Annotated in this window: 22 protein-coding genes; 21 read left to right on the forward strand and 1 reads right to left on the reverse strand. The window is 61.6% G+C overall.

Annotation, left to right across the window (positions count from 1 at the left end; translation table 11 throughout):
• Positions 1 to 108: 108 nt before the first annotated feature.
• Complete coding sequence (locus ACYQ1A_RS16455) at positions 109 to 897, reverse strand: LexA family transcriptional regulator (protein ID WP_499363676.1); 789 nt, start codon at positions 895 to 897, stop codon at positions 109 to 111.
• A 21-nt stretch (positions 898 to 918) separates the two neighbouring features.
• On the opposite strand from ACYQ1A_RS16455, the gene ACYQ1A_RS16460 reads away from it, so the two are divergent.
• The 21 genes from ACYQ1A_RS16460 (at position 919) to ACYQ1A_RS16560 (ending at position 15,721) form a co-directional block, all read left to right on the forward strand.
• Positions 919 to 1,212 carry a hypothetical protein gene (locus ACYQ1A_RS16460; protein WP_499363678.1) on the forward strand — a complete coding sequence of 98 codons (294 nt, stop codon included), beginning with the start codon at positions 919 to 921 and terminating at the stop codon, positions 1,210 to 1,212.
• A 134-nt stretch (positions 1,213 to 1,346) separates the two neighbouring features.
• Positions 1,347 to 1,829 carry a phage regulatory CII family protein gene (locus tag ACYQ1A_RS16465; RefSeq protein ID WP_499363680.1) on the forward strand — a complete coding sequence of 161 codons (483 nt, stop codon included), beginning with the start codon at positions 1,347 to 1,349 and terminating at the stop codon, positions 1,827 to 1,829.
• 77 nt (positions 1,830 to 1,906) lie between these two features.
• Entirely contained in the window at positions 1,907 to 2,146 is a 240-nt protein-coding gene (locus tag ACYQ1A_RS16470; RefSeq protein ID WP_499363682.1) for a hypothetical protein, read from the forward strand.
• On the forward strand, positions 2,143 to 3,126 hold the full coding sequence (locus ACYQ1A_RS16475) for a hypothetical protein (protein ID WP_499363684.1): 984 nt from the start codon (positions 2,143 to 2,145) through the stop codon (positions 3,124 to 3,126). Before ACYQ1A_RS16470 ends, ACYQ1A_RS16475 begins: the two co-directional genes overlap by 4 nt.
• 59 nt (positions 3,127 to 3,185) lie before the next feature.
• Entirely contained in the window at positions 3,186 to 3,722 is a 537-nt protein-coding gene (locus tag ACYQ1A_RS16480) for a hypothetical protein (RefSeq protein ID WP_499363686.1), read from the forward strand.
• 46 nt (positions 3,723 to 3,768) lie between these two features.
• Positions 3,769 to 4,236: a hypothetical protein gene (locus ACYQ1A_RS16485; protein WP_499363687.1), complete on the forward strand. Its 468-nt coding sequence runs from the start codon at positions 3,769 to 3,771 to the stop codon at positions 4,234 to 4,236.
• Between the two features lie 301 nt (positions 4,237 to 4,537).
• Positions 4,538 to 5,275, forward strand: a complete 738-nt coding sequence (locus tag ACYQ1A_RS16490; protein ID WP_499363689.1) for a hypothetical protein — start codon at positions 4,538 to 4,540, stop codon at positions 5,273 to 5,275.
• A gap of 206 nt (positions 5,276 to 5,481) precedes the next feature.
• A complete protein-coding gene (locus ACYQ1A_RS16495; RefSeq protein ID WP_499363691.1) occupies positions 5,482 to 6,075 on the forward strand; it encodes a hypothetical protein in 594 nt (197 codons plus the stop codon).
• Entirely contained in the window at positions 6,075 to 8,060 is a 1,986-nt protein-coding gene (locus ACYQ1A_RS16500) for a phage terminase large subunit family protein (RefSeq protein WP_499363693.1), read from the forward strand. Before ACYQ1A_RS16495 ends, ACYQ1A_RS16500 begins: the two co-directional genes overlap by 1 nt.
• Before the next feature lie 3 nt (positions 8,061 to 8,063).
• Entirely contained in the window at positions 8,064 to 8,252 is a 189-nt protein-coding gene (locus tag ACYQ1A_RS16505; RefSeq protein WP_062222361.1) for a hypothetical protein, read from the forward strand.
• Positions 8,252 to 8,455 carry a phage head-tail joining protein gene (locus ACYQ1A_RS16510; RefSeq protein ID WP_062222360.1) on the forward strand — a complete coding sequence of 68 codons (204 nt, stop codon included), beginning with the start codon at positions 8,252 to 8,254 and terminating at the stop codon, positions 8,453 to 8,455. Before ACYQ1A_RS16505 ends, ACYQ1A_RS16510 begins: the two co-directional genes overlap by 1 nt.
• Positions 8,456 to 8,457: 2 nt before the next feature.
• Positions 8,458 to 9,888, forward strand: a complete 1,431-nt coding sequence (locus ACYQ1A_RS16515; RefSeq protein ID WP_499363696.1) for a phage portal protein — start codon at positions 8,458 to 8,460, stop codon at positions 9,886 to 9,888.
• A 28-nt stretch (positions 9,889 to 9,916) separates the two neighbouring features.
• Positions 9,917 to 11,848 carry a prohead protease/major capsid protein fusion protein gene (locus ACYQ1A_RS16520; protein ID WP_499363698.1) on the forward strand — a complete coding sequence of 644 codons (1,932 nt, stop codon included), beginning with the start codon at positions 9,917 to 9,919 and terminating at the stop codon, positions 11,846 to 11,848.
• 71 nt (positions 11,849 to 11,919) lie between these two features.
• A complete protein-coding gene (locus ACYQ1A_RS16525; RefSeq protein ID WP_499363700.1) occupies positions 11,920 to 12,252 on the forward strand; it encodes a DUF2190 family protein in 333 nt (110 codons plus the stop codon).
• The gene (locus ACYQ1A_RS16530; RefSeq protein WP_499363702.1) at positions 12,252 to 12,557 is read left to right on the forward strand and encodes a head-tail joining protein; all 306 of its coding nucleotides are present in this window, start codon (positions 12,252 to 12,254) and stop codon (positions 12,555 to 12,557) included. Before ACYQ1A_RS16525 ends, ACYQ1A_RS16530 begins: the two co-directional genes overlap by 1 nt.
• Positions 12,557 to 13,162, forward strand: a complete 606-nt coding sequence (locus ACYQ1A_RS16535; RefSeq protein WP_499363704.1) for a phage protein Gp37 — start codon at positions 12,557 to 12,559, stop codon at positions 13,160 to 13,162. Before ACYQ1A_RS16530 ends, ACYQ1A_RS16535 begins: the two co-directional genes overlap by 1 nt.
• Complete coding sequence (locus ACYQ1A_RS16540) at positions 13,159 to 13,356, forward strand: DUF2635 domain-containing protein (RefSeq protein ID WP_062224817.1); 198 nt, start codon at positions 13,159 to 13,161, stop codon at positions 13,354 to 13,356. Before ACYQ1A_RS16535 ends, ACYQ1A_RS16540 begins: the two co-directional genes overlap by 4 nt.
• Positions 13,357 to 13,404: 48 nt before the next feature.
• A complete protein-coding gene (locus ACYQ1A_RS16545) occupies positions 13,405 to 14,877 on the forward strand; it encodes a phage tail sheath C-terminal domain-containing protein (protein ID WP_499363706.1) in 1,473 nt (490 codons plus the stop codon).
• Between the two features lie 69 nt (positions 14,878 to 14,946).
• Positions 14,947 to 15,303: a phage tail tube protein gene (locus ACYQ1A_RS16550; protein ID WP_499363708.1), complete on the forward strand. Its 357-nt coding sequence runs from the start codon at positions 14,947 to 14,949 to the stop codon at positions 15,301 to 15,303.
• Complete coding sequence (locus tag ACYQ1A_RS16555) at positions 15,303 to 15,566, forward strand: phage tail assembly protein (RefSeq protein ID WP_499363710.1); 264 nt, start codon at positions 15,303 to 15,305, stop codon at positions 15,564 to 15,566. Before ACYQ1A_RS16550 ends, ACYQ1A_RS16555 begins: the two co-directional genes overlap by 1 nt.
• Positions 15,567 to 15,577: 11 nt before the next feature.
• Positions 15,578 to 15,721 carry a hypothetical protein gene (locus tag ACYQ1A_RS16560; RefSeq protein ID WP_499363712.1) on the forward strand — a complete coding sequence of 48 codons (144 nt, stop codon included), beginning with the start codon at positions 15,578 to 15,580 and terminating at the stop codon, positions 15,719 to 15,721.
• The last annotated feature ends 8 nt before the right edge of the window (positions 15,722 to 15,729 follow it).

The raw sequence follows: 15,729 nt of genomic DNA on the forward strand, positions 1-15,729 counted from the left end.
TAAACGTATTAACTCCTGCAATACGTAAACGTATTAATGCGGACGAGCGCGACGAACGGTATACGTAGATGCATACCGTTTCAGGTCAGGGGCCGGGAAAAAGGGGCGTTAGCCGCCGCGCCAGACTACCTTGCCTAGCACCGTTACATCTGCGCCGGGTGGCACGGTGCGGTCTGGGAAGAGCGCCTTGTTGGGGTTGTCGCTAGTCAGGGTGATTAAGCCGAAGCCTTTTGACACGCGCTTGATTACCACTTCGTCTTCCATCATGAACGCGTACACCTGCCCGTTAGCTATGGTGCGCACGCCGCGGTCGATCATGACCAGATCACCATTGCATATATACGTGCTCATGCTATCGCCCTCTGCGTGCAGGATCGCAGCGTTCGCTTCGAGCACGCCGTTGCGGTCAAGCACCGTTTTAGGCAAAGCAAATCTGCCCTCGATCTCCACATGATCGTTCATGTAGCCCAAGCCGCATGCGGCCCGAGAGGAATAGATCGGCACCGGCACGTACTTCGGCGGCTCCTCGTTTTTGGGCTCCGGTGCTGCCGAAGGCACGCCGCGGAGCATCGCTTCCATGCGCGCTTTTGCCTGAGCCATCGCATCCAGCTCGCCGCCTTGTTGTGCGTCCCCAGTAGGCCCCGCGCGAAGCTGCGCATAAGTGATGCCAAGCGCGCTGGCGATCTTTTCCAGGGTGTCCGCCTTGGGGGACGCAGTGGTCCCCGACAGGATGCGCTGAATGGTGGGCTGGGGCACGTGCGCAAGATCAGCAAGGCTGTTCTGCGAATGGTGCGTGTGTTCAAGCCAGGCGGCGAGGGCGTGTCGGAGGTCCATCGCCTGATTATGCGAAAACGCATGAATAACATCTAATGCATTTGCGTATTGAAAGTTATGCATTTGCGTATTAGCATCCAGCTTATGGACACGCTCTCTACCCAACAGAAGTTGATCCGGCTGTTCGATGCTGGCCTCTCCGAAGCTTTGATTGTCGAGGAAACAGGCATCCCGCAGCCAACCATCAATCGTATCAAGCGCGGCCTGCAAGAGCCGCGGGAGACGTATGTCCGATTGATTGATGCCTGTTTCTTTCGATTGATGCCCGACCTGAATGCAACGAGCGCACCTGCTGAAGCGGAGCGTCGTACTGCCAAGGACCGCCGGGTGGGCGTGTCAGATCGCCGTCGCTCTACCCGCAGGGCCGCAGGCCAATAACCGTTTTCCTCCGCCAGCGCATTACCAGATGCGCTGGCGTTTCGCCGGGTTGCCGCCCGGTGTTTTTTATGACCGCAAGGCTACCTCTCGCAGGTAGCGCTGCAAACACACACAAAACCGCAAAGGTGTAGGACATGAGTCTTTCAGAAGCTGCGCGGAGCGATATCGCGCTCTGGCCGGGCAATCAGGAGAGTCTTTCGCAAGCCATGTACGGCAGCGCGCACACGTTGCGCCACAAGTTATCGGGCTATCGCGGGATGGTGTTTGGCCTGAACGAGGCGCTGGAGTTGATGCAGCTTACGCAAGGCCGCGAAGTCATTCGGGCGCTGGCACGCGAAGTGGGCGGCGTGTACCTGGACGTGCCCGGCACCGATATGCAGGTGGGGAACGAAGAGCTGCACGTCGCGCTTCTGCGTGTAACGGAGCGCATGGCAAAGCTGAGCGTTGAGGTGCATAAGGCGCTGGCCGACGACGCCCAGATCGATGCGGATGAAAAGCGCCGGATCGATTCTGCCCGGCACGAATTAACCGAAGAAATCCTGCGCTACGTAGCGTTGGTTTATCGGGTCTACGGCAATCGTGATGTCCAGGACGACATGTTTAAGGGGCAGCGATGAGGCCGCCGTATTACTGGGAAACACAAGCGCTTGAGCAATGCGGCCCGCTGCCGACGCGGCTTTACCGGAACGGCTTGTTGAAGCTGCTGGATGCGAGCGATGGGCACGTGCGCGGGCCTCGCCGTCTGGTGCTGACCATGCTGGTCTCGGAAGTGGGACCGGTGGCCCGACGTGGGCATTTGCAGCGTCCGCTACAGCATGGCGAACTGGTGCGTTTACTCGATCAGCTCGCGCTGGCGGGGCTGTTGGAGAGTCATGGCGACGAGGAAGAGCTTGACCTGCTTCTGGTGCATCGCGCGCCATTGGTGGCCGCATGATCGACATCCTCCTGAATATCGAAGAGCAGGAGGCACTTGCCGAATGCTCGCTGGAGGCCCGCAGTTTGTACGTGCTGGGCCTGCGCTCTCGTATGGACATTAGCAGCGGCATGGTGGGAACCCGCAGCGCCGTGTCCTATTTCAGCCTTGCCACCGATATCCAGTACAAGCCGCCGCTGGGTTCAAAGCGTCCAGGGTTCTTCCCGAATCTTCGCCAGATGCGTTCTTTGCTAGATGAGTTGGAACGCGCGGGGCTGGCCAAGCGCTATTCCCTTGTCACGAAGGACGAAAAGAAGCTCGCTGTTTTGCTATGCCTGGCAACTCGCGCACAACCACGTCCTCTGGATGACCGTCAGATGAGCGTCACTCATGACCGTCAGCAGCAAAGTGGCGTGGGATATGGGTTTCAGGGTAGTGACCGTCACGCGCCGCCAGGCGATGAGCGTCAGATATCTGAAGTTCAGAGTACTTCTATTACACATTCATCTTCATCAACTACTGCAGTGAAGGAAAACGGCAGCAAAGACGAAGACGAAAGCGTAATGCCTGATTGCCCTCAGAAGCCAACGCAGTGGATTCGGGTGATGAATTCGCTGGGCTTCAAGGACAGCGCGCTGTCGGCAGGTGCGCTGCCCATTTACGACCGGTGGATCAAAAGCGGTATGCAGGTAAAACAGGTGCAGGCGGCCGCTGCAGTGGCGGCGAAGCATGGCGGTCGGTCGGTGCAGTACGTCGAAAAGGTCTTGCTGCAGGCGCAGCAGCAAAGTCGCAAGCTCGACGGTGCTGCCTTCGAAGAAACACCCGGCAAGCCGTGGTTCCTGTCCGGTGCGGGCATCGAACAGCGGGGTGTCCAGCACGGCATCACCAAACTGGACGATGAGAACGCGCACGAATACAACATGCGGGTTTTCCGGGCAGCGCAGCTGAGTGAAGCTGAAATGCGCCTGGCGCTGCGTGACTCGCCTTTTCAAGGGAGGTAGGCGAAATGGCAAAACGTAATCCCTGGCTGCGCCCGGCTGGCGCCGATGGTCTGATTCCGGTGGTGGTGCTGTGGAATCACTTTGCCAGCCTGTACGGCAACGCGTGGCGCGAGCTGTTCGCCGAAGAGGCCGCCAAGGTGGCGTGGTACGAAGAAGCCGCCGAGCTCTTCTACGGGCGTGGCATCCGCTGGAACATGGTCAAGACCGCGCTGGCGGCATTGCGCAACGAAGTCCGCGCGGGTTCGCAGCCTTTGGGCCTAGCTGAATTTGCTGACCGCTGTTTGCCGGTGTTCGATTTTGAGGGCGCTTTTTATGAGGCACAGCGCCAGTCCGTCAAGGTGGCTTATGGCACGGCTGTGTGGTCGCATCCGGCCATTTACTGGGCGGCCTATGACCTCGGGTTTACAAGGGTGTACGCAACAAAATGGTCGCGCTTGAAGGGAGAATGGGTGCGGGTATTAAGTGACCGGCTGCAGGGCGCGTGCCCGGCAATCCCGGATAAAAAGGAGGAACCAGTGTACCGGCGCGGCGATGCTGGTGTGGCAATTGCAGCAGTAAACGATTTACGCAAAATGCTTGCAGCAGCAGGCGCGTAGTTCGATAAAACAAAGCCTGGCAATGACCGGGCTAAGAGGCCCTCTGGTGAAAAAAGTTGTTGGGGGCGCAATGAAAGACGCATTAGAACTGTTGGAAAACTGGGCTTTGTTTGTGGGTGGGCGAGTTACGAATGGCTTCAAGGGCATCAGCCTCTATCTGACGCCGGAAGAGAAGGCAGCGATGGGGCCGACGTGCCGGGAAAGCCGCTGCAGTGAGGCCGATGCAATGCGGGCCGAAGCGATTATCGCCACGTTGCGCCAGAGTGATCTGTTTCGTTCGTTTGCGGTGCTGCTCGAGAAGCACTTCATGTATCGAGCCAACCCTAGCGGAACGTCTCGCAAGCTGGGGCTGAACATCAACGATTACGATGCCCATGTGGCGAAAGCGGTGCAAATTTTTTCGGAACGCTGGGCCATGCTGGAAGCGGTTCCGACCAAAGCGATCCGCACATGCAACTTGAACAACCTGTTGACAGCAAAAAAATCCGCAACTAACCTTGTTGCTACAACTTGATACCGCTTCGGCGCGCGACTACCCGTGGAAGGGTGGTTTTGCACGTCTAAAGCAACCGAAAGCCTCGCAGCGAAAGCTCCGGGGCTTTTTCGTTTTCAGCCAACTTGTTGCCAGGCCCCGGTGCATTTGCACGCGGGGCTTTTTGTTGTCCGTCGTATGCATTGGCCAGCGTGCTGAGCACCTCGCAGACCCGCCTTGACTGGAACGTTCGGCGAGGCCCGCACGCTGCCCAATGCGTACACCCAATTCTCCGTGGATGGCAGCTTGACCGCTTCGGCGGTCTTTTTTATTCGAGGTGCCGATGTTCAAGCTTGATTTCACCGGCACCAAACTGACGCAAGACAAGCTCGCACGGCTGGCGCAAACGCAGTTGCCGTTCGCCGCGGCGAAAGCGCTGACTGAGACCGCCGGCAAAGTACGCATCAATGATCGCAGCGTGATGCGCCAGCGCTTCGACCGGCCTACCAACTGGACGTTGAATAGTCTATTCATCAAGCCAGCGACCAAGGCGCGGCAGGAAGCGCGGGTCTGGATCAAGGACGATGCCGCCAAGTCCACCGCGCCAGCGCAATGGATGACGGCCGAAGTGTATGGCGGCGAGCGCAAGCGCAAGCGTAGCGAGGTCGCCCTGGCGCGGATCGGCTATTTGCGTTCCGGCCAGTTTCTGCTGCCAGCCGCAGGCGTTCCCAAAGATGCGTTCGGGAACGTGCGCGGCTCGTACATGGTGAAAGTCCTGTCGGCGCTCAGCGCGTTCGGCGAAACGGGCTACACGGCAAACCGTACCCGCAGCCGGCGCAGCCAGTCGAAGGCGCGCGGCTTCGATATCTTCTTTGGCAAGATCGATGGCACGACCGGCATCTGGCAGCGCATCAAGTCCGCGCACGGCGAGGGCATCAAGCCGTTGTTCTTCGTGAGCGACTCGGCGCCCAAGTACAAGGTGCGCATCCCGTTCGAGGCGATCGCACAGAACACCTCGAAGGCATACCTGCCCGGCGCGTTCGACCGGGCGTTAAAGTCGGCGGTGCTGTCGATGCGGTGAAGCTGACAGCGGCCCGGCCAGACGCCAGGCACGTGTCAGGAAGGCGGCCCCGGCGGGCCAACCTGTAAGGGTCGCGGGTCCTTCCGGCACCCTAAGCCATGCGGGTAATTCGACCCCCGTCGCCGCGCCAGGCGCAGCGCTCAAACATTACTGAAATTTCAGTCACTGAAAAGGTGCCAAGGCACTGAAAACGATAGGTTTTTCCAATGGGTCAACTGGTCAGCAAATCCGGATTCGCGCGGATGAATGGCTGGGTGCCCAGCTATGTGAGTCAACTGAACAAGGAAGGCCGCCTCGTACTCGACGCCTCAGGCAAAAAGGTGGATGTCGAGGCGACCATGGCGCTGCTCGGCAAGACCGCCGACCCGGCGCGCTCTGGTGTTGGCGACCGTCATGCCCGCGAACGGGTCGAGCGCAACATCATGCCGGCCGCGATTCTGGCCGCCGCAGCGGAAGAGGCTGCAGACACTGACGGCGGCGATCTGCCCACCGACGGTTACGACTTCCAGGCGGCGCGGGCGAAAAAGGAAACCCACCTCGCCGGCATTGCCGAGCTGGAAGAACGCAAGCAACTGCGGCAACTGGTGGAGCTGAGCAAGGTGCAGCTCGCGCTGACCGATAACGCGGCGGCCATGCGGGCCGCGCTGGAACGCCTTCCAGACCGGATTGCGCCGGTGCTGGCTGCCGAGTCGGACCCGCGCCGCATTTATCAACTACTGGATGACGAAATCGGGCTGGTGCTGGATGAGCTGGCGAAAATCGCCGAGCGCCTGCCGGCCCGGCTCTTTGGAACCCGCTGATGCAGCTGAACGACATGCCCGATGGCTACAGCGCCGTGTGTTCGGCGTGGGCTGCTGGTATACGCCGCCCACCGCGCATGACGGTCAGCGAATGGGCCGACGGAAACCGCCAGCTCACGTCGAGCGAGACGAGCGAGCCAGGCCAGTGGCGGACAGATCGCCTGCCGTTCCTGCGCGAGATCATGGATGCCGCGTCGCCATGGTCCGATGCCGAGCGCATCGTTTTCGTAAAGTCCACACAGGTAGGCGGCACCGAATGCCTGATCAACTGGATCGGCGCCGTGATGGATCATTACGGCGGCCCGATGCTGGTGGTCGAACCCACTATCGAAGTGGCTGAGCTGTTCAGCCAGCAACGCCTGTCCAACATGCTGGCGGCGACGACCTCGCTGGCCGACAAGTTTGCCCGGCAGTCGCGCGACTCCAAAAACAAGGCGCTGCTTAAGGAATTTCCGGGCGGCATTCTCCGCCTGGCCGGTGGCAACTCCGCCGCAAGCTTGCGCTCGATGCCCGTTAAAAATCTCGGGCTTGATGAAGTGGACGCCTACCCGGATGACCTGGACGGCGAGGGCGACCCCGTCGGCTTGGCGGAAGAGCGCACCAACAACTTCCCGCGGCGCAAGGTGATGCTGGTCAGCACGCCCACGATCAAGGGTGCCAGCCGCATCGAGACCGAATGGGAGCAAAGCGACAAGCGCCGCTACTACCTACCGTGCCCCCACTGTGGCGAACGCCAGCATTTGAAATGGCCCAACCTGCAATGGAACGTGGCGGACAATGGCGACGTTAGCCGGGCCTGGTATGTCTGCGAGCACAACGGATGCGTGATCGAGGAGCATAACAAGACGGCCATGCTGGCCGCCGGTGAGTGGGTGGCCGAATGTCCGGGCCGCAAGACCCGTGGCTATCACATTAACAGCCTGTATAGCCCGTTGGGCTTGGGGCGCACTTGGGCCGATCGCGCGCAACAGTGGCTGGAAGCCCAAGGCGACAAGGTCAAGCTCAAACGGTTTATCAATACCTGCCTCGGCGAAGTCTGGGAGGACAAGGCCGGGGTCATGAAGGCCGACGCGCTGATGGCCCGTGCCGAGCCCTTCAAGATCCGGACCGTGCCGGTGGGCTGTCTGGTGTTGACGCTGGGCGTGGATACCCAACCGGACCGCCTCGAGTGCCAGTTGTTGGGCTGGGGGCGGGGCGAGGTTTGCTGGGTGCTGGATCACTACGTGATCCACGGCAGCCCTACGCTGGACGAAACGTGGGCAAAGCTCACCGAGTACCGGCGCCGCCCGTTGCGCAATCAGTTTGGTATTGATATGCGTGTCATGGCCACCGCCATCGATAGCGGGGGCGCCAACACGCACGATGTCTATAACTACGTGCGCACCTGGCAACACGAACGCGTCATTGCCATCAAGGGCGCAAGCACGGCAAACCGCGCTGTATTGGGCAAGCCATCCCTGCAGGATGTGGACTGGCGCGGCCAGACTCATAAGGAAGGCGTGCAGCTCTGGCTGGTTGGCACAGATACCGCGAAGAACGCTCTGTTTGGCCGCATCGATGCGGATGGCAAGGCAGAAATCGTGCATCGCAAGGTCCGGTTCTCTGCAGACTTGACGCTGGACTATTACGAACAACTCACCGCCGAAGTGTTTGACCCCGAAAAGAACCGCTGGGTGAAGCGCAAAGGCAAGCGTAACGAAGCGCTGGATACCTGGGTGTATGGCTACGCAGCCGCCCAGCATCCGGACATTCGGGTGCATGCGGCACGCGAGGTGGAGTGGCAACAGCTGGAAAACATGTTGCAGCCACGCGTACATGACATGTTCAGCGCGCCAGCGCCGCAGGCGGTCGAAACTGACCCGGCAGTGCCTGCGCCACGACCGGCACCTGACACTATTGAATCAATCCCTGACCCCGCATCGGCGGGGTCTTCTGTTTCTGGCGAGGCCGACTGGCTGGGCCGGGACGATAACTGGCTGGAGTGAGTGATGCCCGAGATTGAAATGACCGAAACGGAATTGGTCGCTGGCTTGACCGAGTGGCATCGCCGCTGGGTCGAGGAGCCGGACCGCTTCCGGTCCGAAAGCGAGATGTTTGCAGAAGAATCGGCCACGTATGGCGCGCGGGCCGCGCCCTATCTGCTCGGTATTCTGCAGGAACTGCGCGAGGCCGCCTGATGGCATTTACCCAAGCCCAGCTTGATGCGATTGACGAAGCCATCGCCACCGGCGAACTGGAAGTCGAGTACGACGGCCGGCGCGTCAAATACCGCTCAATCAACGAGCTGCTGACCGCGCGTTCGCATATCGCCGACCAGCTCGCACGTGCGGCTAACACGTTTTCAACCCATTCCGTGCTTGCGGAATTTAGCCGGGATTAATCATGTGGCTCGATAACCTGATCGGCTGGGTGGCGCCAGAGCGTGGCCTCGCCCGACACCAGGCGCGGCAGGCCTGGCTGGAAGTGCGCGGCTATGAAGCGGCCAAGCGCGGTCGTGGCACGGCCAACTGGAACACCACCGGTGCCAGCGCCAATGCGGATATCTCGCGCGATCTGCCCTGGCTCCGCCAGCGCTCGCGCGATCTGGCGCAAAACAATGGTTATGCGGTCAGCCTTTTTGACAAGTTCGTGGCGCACGCGATCGGTACCGGCGTGATCGCCAAATGGTCGGATGATGCCACGCAGGCGCTCTGGAAAGAGTGGGTGCCGTTGGCCGATGCCGATGGCCAGCTCGATTTCTACGGCCTGGAAGCGCTGGCCACGCGCACGGTCGAAGAGTCGGGCGAATGCATCGTGCGCCTTCGTACGCGGCTGCCGGAGGATGGCTTGCCGGTGCCGCTGCAGATCCAGCTACTCGAACCTGATTATCTGGACCACCTCAAGACCGAAGATTTGCCGAATGGTGGCTACATCATCAACGGCGTGGAGTTCAGCCCGATCGGCAAGGTAGTCGCCTACTGGTTGTTCGACCGCCACCCCGGCGAAGTGGGGCAGCTGTTCCGCCCGCTGGAAAGTCACCGCGTCGACGCGGCTGACGTGCTGCTGATCTATCGCAAGACCCGGCCGGGCCAGGTGCGCGGCGTGCCGCGGCTGGCACCAGTCATCAAAAAGCTGCGTGATCTGGACGATTACGAAGAAGCCGAGCTGATGCGCAAGAAAATCGAAGCGTGCTTCGCGGCCTTTGTAACCACGTCCGATCAGTCCCGCACGCTCGGCCAGGCCTCGGCGTCGTCGGCTGGCCCGCCGCGCACCAAGCTGTCGCCCGGCACGATCGAGCGGCTGAAGCCCGGTGAAACGGTGGATTTCGCCAATCCCAGCGCAAACAACGATGGCGACTTTACTCGCCGCCAGCAACGCGTTGCCGCCGCCGGCGCCGGTGGAACCTATGAACAGATGACAGGCGACCTCAGCCAGGTCAATTACAGCAGCGGCCGGATCGGCCTGATTGATTTTCGGGCGCAGACCGAGCAATTCCGCTGGCTGATCTTTGTGCCGATGTTCCTGACCCCGATTGCAGCCCGCTGGCTGATGCTGGCCAAGCTGTCCGGCAAGGCGAAGAAGGCCACGGTCGAGTGGATCGCCCCGCGCTGGGAATACATCGACCCGGTGAAAGATGCCAAGGGCGACATGATCCTGGCAGCCGCGGGCATCAAGACCCAATCGGATCTCTGGCACGAACGCGGTTATGACCGCGAAGAACAGCTGCGCAAGCTCAAGCAAGACCGTGAGGACCTGACCTCTGCAGGGGTGACCATCATCTACGACAGCGAAACGGTCGTCGAACCCAATATTGAACCCATAAGCCCCGCCTAGAGCGGGGCTTTCTGTTTCTGGAGCCGCAATGCCCATTCCGAACAGCCTGCCGCTGCAAAGCCGGGCCATGCCGGTCAGCAGCGTCAACGTTGAAGACCGCACCATCGAGCTGGTCTGGACCACCGGCGCCGCGGTGCGTCGCTACGACTGGTGGCAGGACCGCTATTACGACGAAGTGCTGTCGCTTGACCCGGCCGCCGTCGACCTGACCCGACTCAACGCCGGCGCGCCGTTGCTCAACAGCCATGACAGTTCCGACCTGGCCAGCCAGATCGGGGTGGTCGAGCGCGCCTGGCTGGATGGCGAAGAGGGCCGTGCCATCGTGCGTTTTTCCGCCCGCGAGGATGTCGAGCCGATCTGGCAGGACGTGGTGGCCGGGATTATCCGCAATGTCTCGGTCGGCTACGTGGCGCGTACCTATCAGGTCGAGGAGCGCCAGGGTCTGGTGCCGGTCTACACCGCGACCGACTGGGAACCCTATGAATTGTCCATGGTGCCCATTCCGGCCGATGCCGGCGCGGGCACGCGTGGTCAGCCCACCCCCAACGGTCAGCGCAGCTGGCCGTGCAATTTCATCACCTCGGCAGATGCCGAACCCACAACCCGTAACGAGGAACCGATGCCTGCTCCCGTAAATACTCCGGCGGCCGATGATGCTGCCACCCGCGCCGCGGCCGATGCCGCTGTTCAGGCTGAACGCCAGCGTGCTGCGGATATTCGCAGCGCGGTGCGCTCGGTCGGTCTGGCCGACACCGTTGCCGATGACTTCGTGCAGCGCGGCCTCAGCGTCGAAGCCGTCAACGCTGAATTGATTCGCCAGCTCGCTGCGCGTTCGAATGAAACCACCACCCGCAGTCAGACGCCGCACGTCGTGGCCGGCGCGTCCGAACAACATCAACGCCGCGAGGCGATCGCAGCAGCCGTCATGCACCGCGCGGGCAATCTGGTGCAGTTGCCCGAAAACGCCCGCGAATTCCGCGGCCTGAGTCTGCCTGAGCTGGCGCGTTACGCGCTGGAAAAGGAAGGCGTCGATGTGCGTGGCCTTTCGCGACCGGAAGTCGTCCAGCGCTCGCTGCTGGGTACCTCCGATTTCGCGGTGGCCCTGAGCAACGTCGTTAATCGCACGCTGCGTCAGCAATACGAAATTGCCCCGCGTAGTTTCACGCGCTGGGCACGCAAGGGCACGTTATCCGATTTTCGTCCGGCCACCCGGGTGCAGATTTCCGGTGCCGGTGTGCTGGAAAAGGTCAACGAAAGCGGCGAAATCAAGCGCGGCCAGCTCAACGATTCGGGCGAGCAGATCTACCTCGACAACTACGGCAAAATCATTGGCATCACCCGCAAGGCCATCATCAACGATGACATGGACATCTTCGGCCGCGTGCCGGCGATCTTCGCCCAGGGCGCGGCGGCGATGGAATCGGCACTGGTGTATGGCGTGTTGACCGGTAATCCGGCCATGGCCGATGGCACCACCTTGTTTCACGCCAGCCACGGCAACGTGGCCGCAGCGGGCGCGGCGATCAGCGTGGCCACCATCGGTGCGGGTCGCGCCGCCATGCGTGTGCAGCAAGAGCCGTCCAGCAAACAGCCGCTGAACCTTCAGCCGGGCTTTTTGCTGGTACCGGCCGCGCTCGAGACTACGGCGCAGCAATTCATCAGCCAGAACTACCTGGCGGCCAAGCAAACGGACTTCAACCCGTTCGCGGGTTCGCTGGAACTGATTGTCGAGGCTCGGCTGGATGCCGCCTCGGCCGCCGCCTGGTATCTGATGGCCAGCAATGCCGCTGTCGATACCATCGAATACGCATATCTCGACGGTGCCGAAGGCCTGCAGACCGCGACGCGCGATGCGTTCTCGTCGGGCAGTGACTTCGACGGCATTGAGGTCAAGGCCTGGGAAGACTTCGGCGTCAAGGCGATCGACTATCGCGGCGTCTATAAGAACGCGGGCCAGTAACACCAGCAATGCAGCGTCAGACAGCTCGCTTCGGCGGGCTGTTTTCGTTTCAGCAACTCAGGAAAACCCACATGAAAAATTACGTTCAAGCCGGCGTCGTCGTGACGCTGATCGCGCCGAGCGCGCTGAATTCCGGCGACGGCGTTCTGGTCGGCAGCATTTTCGGCGTGGCCACTAACGCCGCCGCCAATGGCGCGCCGGTTGAAGTGCGCCGCGAAGGCGTGGTCGACCTCGCCGCGCTTAATACCGACGTCGCCGCCCAAGGCGCCAAAGCGTACTGGGATGCGACTAACAAACGCGTCACCATCACTGCGACCAACAACACGCTGATTGGCGCATTCCTGAACGCGAAGGCCAACGGCGACGTCACTGGCCGCGTGGTACTCGACGCCACGGTGCGCTAATGGCGTTCGACCCGCGACGCTTGATGCGGGCCGCAGCGCGGATCGGCTTTACCGCACGCGCAACCATTGGTAGTGGGCCGGAATTCGACGCGATGTTTCATCGCAAAGGCAAGGTGGCGAAGGTGGAAGGATTCGACGTCGACGATGCCACGCCGGTGCTGGAATGCAACAACGCCGATCTTCCGCCGGACCCGTATGACGAGACGGTGCTGGTAATCGACCAGGGCGAGCAGAGTAGCTGGCTGGTCATCGGTGTAGATCCGGACAGTTACGGCTTCACGTATCTCCGTCTGAGGAAGCTTTGATGGCACACATGCTCACGCAAATGCGCCAGACCATGGTGCAGATCCTGCGCGACGCGGGCACGGCAGCGGGCGCAAATGTCTGGGGCAACCGGGCGCGCCGCTTTAATGAAGGCAAGTTGCCCGCGGTGCATGTCGGCACCCTCGGCCGCAAGTCGGCTGACGTCAGTGACATTCCCGAATTCCGCCACCACGTGCAGTTTGCGGTGGCGGTGGTGGTGAAGTCGGACGAAACCGCCGATGACCAGGCCGAAGCGCTGTTGCAGCAGGTCGAGCGCGCGCTGTTCCAGAACCCCACCCTCAATGGACTGTCCACGATTCCCCTGCGACCGGAAGAGCTGCAGGTGGGCATGGACGGCGAAGGCGAGCGCGTGGTGGCCGTATATGCCCAGACGTGGATTGCCACCTATGACGAAGCGCCGTTCGATGATGCCGACGTTACCGAAGATGCAACCGCGCCGCGCTTCGGGCAGTTCCAACGCTTGCACGGCGATCTGGACAGCGAGCCGTTCGAGTCGCCGGCAGTACATGCGAAGTGGCTGCAGGGCGATTACTCCACCAGCAAGCCCGTCGCACAGATTGATTTCAACCCACAGGGAACCCCATGAACCTGTTCCTCAAACCGCGCGATCCGCGCGAGGGCGAACCGCCCATGACGGTGCTGTTTCCCGACGGCCACGCCGCGCTCAAGGCTGACGGCCAGCCGGTCGAAATGGACCCGTACTGGTATCGGCGCATCGCCGATGGTGACGTGCTGGTGGTCGATCCGCCGCCTGGCGACGCGCCGGCGAAATCCAAGTAACCCGACAGACCCCGCCGCGTGCGGGGTTCTGTTTTTCTGGAGGCTTGAATGCCTGAGAACATCAGCTTTAACAGCATCCCGGTCGACATCCGCACGGCGGGCCAGTGGATCGAGATTGACCAGAGCCATGCCGTGCACGGTCTGCCGGCGCAAGACCGCAAATTGCTCGTCATCGGCCAGCGCCTGCCTGCGGGCACCGTTCAGGCGGGCGTGCCGACCCTGATCACCACGGCCGACCAGGCTGCCGGTTATTTTGGCCGCGGTTCAATCATCCATCGTTGCATCGCCATGGCGCGCGCTGCCAACGACAACACGCCGATGTATGCGATTGCGCTGGACGATCTGGCGGCTGGTGTTGCCGCCACCGGCACGCTGACCATCACCGGCAGCGTGACCGCCAACGGCATCCTGGCACTGTATATCGCCGGCCAGCGCCTGCAGGTCAGCGTGTTGACGGCGGATGCCGCGACCGCTGTGGCCACCAAGGTCGTTGCGGCGGTGACTGCAGCAGCCGATTTGCCCGTCACGGCCGCAGCCGCTGCTGGCGTCGTCACCTTCACCGCCAAGAACAAGGGCCTGCTGGGCAACAGCATCGATCTGCGCCTGAATTACTACAGTGACGATCTGCTTCCTACGGGTGTAACGGCCGTGCTGGTGCCGATGGCCAGCGGCGCGGGCAACCCCGATGTCACTGCCGCTGTCACTGCCATTGGCGACGACCAGTATTCGTCGATCATCTGCCCGTTCACCGACACGGCGAATCTGCAGGTGCTTGAGGCGATGCTCGACACCAAGTGGGGCCCGATGCAGCAAAAGACGGGCCACGTTTTCAACGCGATGGTGGCCACGCAGGCCGCGCTGACCAGCTTCGGCGTCACGCGTAACAGTCCGCATGTTTCGACGCCGGGCCTGTACGACACGCCGACGCCGCCGTGGGAACTGGCTGCGGTGCTGGCTGCAGTATGCGAAGCCTCTGGCGCCATTGATCCGGCGCGGCCGTTCCAGACGCTGTCGCTGCCAGGCGTGCTGGCGCCGCCGCTGAAATCGCGCTTCATGCGCACCGATCGCGACCTGCTTCTGCGCTCCGGCATCAGCACGATGGTGATCGGCAACGATGGCACGGTCACCATCGAGCGTGTGGTCACCAACTACCAGAAAAACGCCTATGGCGTGGCCGATACCAGTCTGCTCGACCTCGAATCGAAGTGGACCGTGGATTACATCCGCTACGCCGTGCGCGCGCGTCTGGCGCTGCGCTTTCCACGGCACAAGCTGGCCAACGACGGCACCAACTACGCGCCGGGGCAGGCCATCGTGACGCCGTCAATCATTCGCGCGGAGCTGCTGGCTTTGTTCCGCGAGCTTGAGGCGGCGGGTCTGGTCGAGAACTTCGACCAGTTCAAAGCCGATCTGGTGGTGGTGCGTAGCAATAGCGACCCGAACCGCATCAATGCGGTGATCCCGCCGGACATCGTCAACCAGTTCCGCATCTTCGCCGCCGCCGTGCAATACCTGCTGTAACGCGGCGAAAAGCAAACCCCGAAAGGCCGGCCACGTCCTGGCCTTTTTTCGTATCAGGAGAGAATCCGCATGACGCAATTTGCCGGGCGCGTGTTTATCAGCATCAATGGCTCGCGCCAGCGCTCCAAATCGGGCGCGAAACTGAATGTGGGCGGCGTTGAACGCACCGCGGTCGAAACCGATGTCGGCGTGGTGGGTTACACCGAAAAAACGAAGGCACCCACTGTCGAATTCACCATCGTGATGGGCAAGGATACCGATCTGGTCACGCTGGCTTCGCTGGTCGATAGCACGGTGGTCTTTGAGACCGACATCGGAGTCAGCTATGTGGTGAAGGATGGCTTCATCACCGATCCGCCTGATTTTACGGGTGGTGACGGCGAAATCGGCATCAAGATGTCCGGCACCCGCGTGGAGAAACTGTAATGGGTCAGAACACTTTTCCGATCGTGATCGACCTGCAAAAGCCGGTGACACTGGGCGAGGCGCTGATCACGCGGCTGGAGCTGCAGGAACCCACCGCCGGCGACTACCGCAAAGTGCGCGACCCCGGCCGCATGCTCGATGCCGCGCTGGATCTGGCGGCCGAAATGAGTTCGGTGCCGGCTGCCGCGCTCGACAAACTGGGTGCCGCTGACTTCCAGCAGCTGGTGAGCAAGGTGAACCCTTTTTTGTTCTGGTTCGGCTGATCGCGGAGCGCGTGAGCTGGGACGATCTCTTTGGCGATCTGGTGATCGGCGGCGGGATCGCGCCCAGCGAGGTCAGCCGCATGCCGCTGGACGAGTTCCTGATGTATCACCGGCAGGTGATGAGGCTGAAGGGTGGGCCTGCTCGCCATGATTAGCAGGCAAC

It is taken from the genome of Silvimonas sp. JCM 19000 (assembly GCF_054652575.1).

Excerpts from the sequence above, each read along its gene's own strand:
- ACYQ1A_RS16455 (WP_499363676.1), bottom strand. The coding sequence starts at position 897 with ATGCATAACTTTCAATACGCAAATGCATTAGATGTTATTCATGCGTTT.
- ACYQ1A_RS16460 (WP_499363678.1), top strand. The coding sequence starts at position 919 with ATGGACACGCTCTCTACCCAACAGAAGTTGATCCGGCTGTTCGATGCT.
- ACYQ1A_RS16465 (WP_499363680.1), top strand. The coding sequence starts at position 1,347 with ATGAGTCTTTCAGAAGCTGCGCGGAGCGATATCGCGCTCTGGCCGGGC.
- ACYQ1A_RS16475 (WP_499363684.1), top strand. The coding sequence starts at position 2,143 with ATGATCGACATCCTCCTGAATATCGAAGAGCAGGAGGCACTTGCCGAA.
- ACYQ1A_RS16490 (WP_499363689.1), top strand. The coding sequence starts at position 4,538 with ATGTTCAAGCTTGATTTCACCGGCACCAAACTGACGCAAGACAAGCTC.
- ACYQ1A_RS16495 (WP_499363691.1), top strand. The coding sequence starts at position 5,482 with ATGGGTCAACTGGTCAGCAAATCCGGATTCGCGCGGATGAATGGCTGG.
- ACYQ1A_RS16500 (WP_499363693.1), top strand. The coding sequence starts at position 6,075 with ATGCAGCTGAACGACATGCCCGATGGCTACAGCGCCGTGTGTTCGGCG.
- ACYQ1A_RS16505 (WP_062222361.1), top strand. The coding sequence starts at position 8,064 with ATGCCCGAGATTGAAATGACCGAAACGGAATTGGTCGCTGGCTTGACC.
- ACYQ1A_RS16510 (WP_062222360.1), top strand. The coding sequence starts at position 8,252 with ATGGCATTTACCCAAGCCCAGCTTGATGCGATTGACGAAGCCATCGCC.
- ACYQ1A_RS16515 (WP_499363696.1), top strand. The coding sequence starts at position 8,458 with ATGTGGCTCGATAACCTGATCGGCTGGGTGGCGCCAGAGCGTGGCCTC.
- ACYQ1A_RS16520 (WP_499363698.1), top strand. The coding sequence starts at position 9,917 with ATGCCCATTCCGAACAGCCTGCCGCTGCAAAGCCGGGCCATGCCGGTC.
- ACYQ1A_RS16525 (WP_499363700.1), top strand. The coding sequence starts at position 11,920 with ATGAAAAATTACGTTCAAGCCGGCGTCGTCGTGACGCTGATCGCGCCG.
- ACYQ1A_RS16530 (WP_499363702.1), top strand. The coding sequence starts at position 12,252 with ATGGCGTTCGACCCGCGACGCTTGATGCGGGCCGCAGCGCGGATCGGC.
- ACYQ1A_RS16535 (WP_499363704.1), top strand. The coding sequence starts at position 12,557 with ATGGCACACATGCTCACGCAAATGCGCCAGACCATGGTGCAGATCCTG.
- ACYQ1A_RS16540 (WP_062224817.1), top strand. The coding sequence starts at position 13,159 with ATGAACCTGTTCCTCAAACCGCGCGATCCGCGCGAGGGCGAACCGCCC.
- ACYQ1A_RS16545 (WP_499363706.1), top strand. The coding sequence starts at position 13,405 with ATGCCTGAGAACATCAGCTTTAACAGCATCCCGGTCGACATCCGCACG.
- ACYQ1A_RS16550 (WP_499363708.1), top strand. The coding sequence starts at position 14,947 with ATGACGCAATTTGCCGGGCGCGTGTTTATCAGCATCAATGGCTCGCGC.
- ACYQ1A_RS16555 (WP_499363710.1), top strand. The coding sequence starts at position 15,303 with ATGGGTCAGAACACTTTTCCGATCGTGATCGACCTGCAAAAGCCGGTG.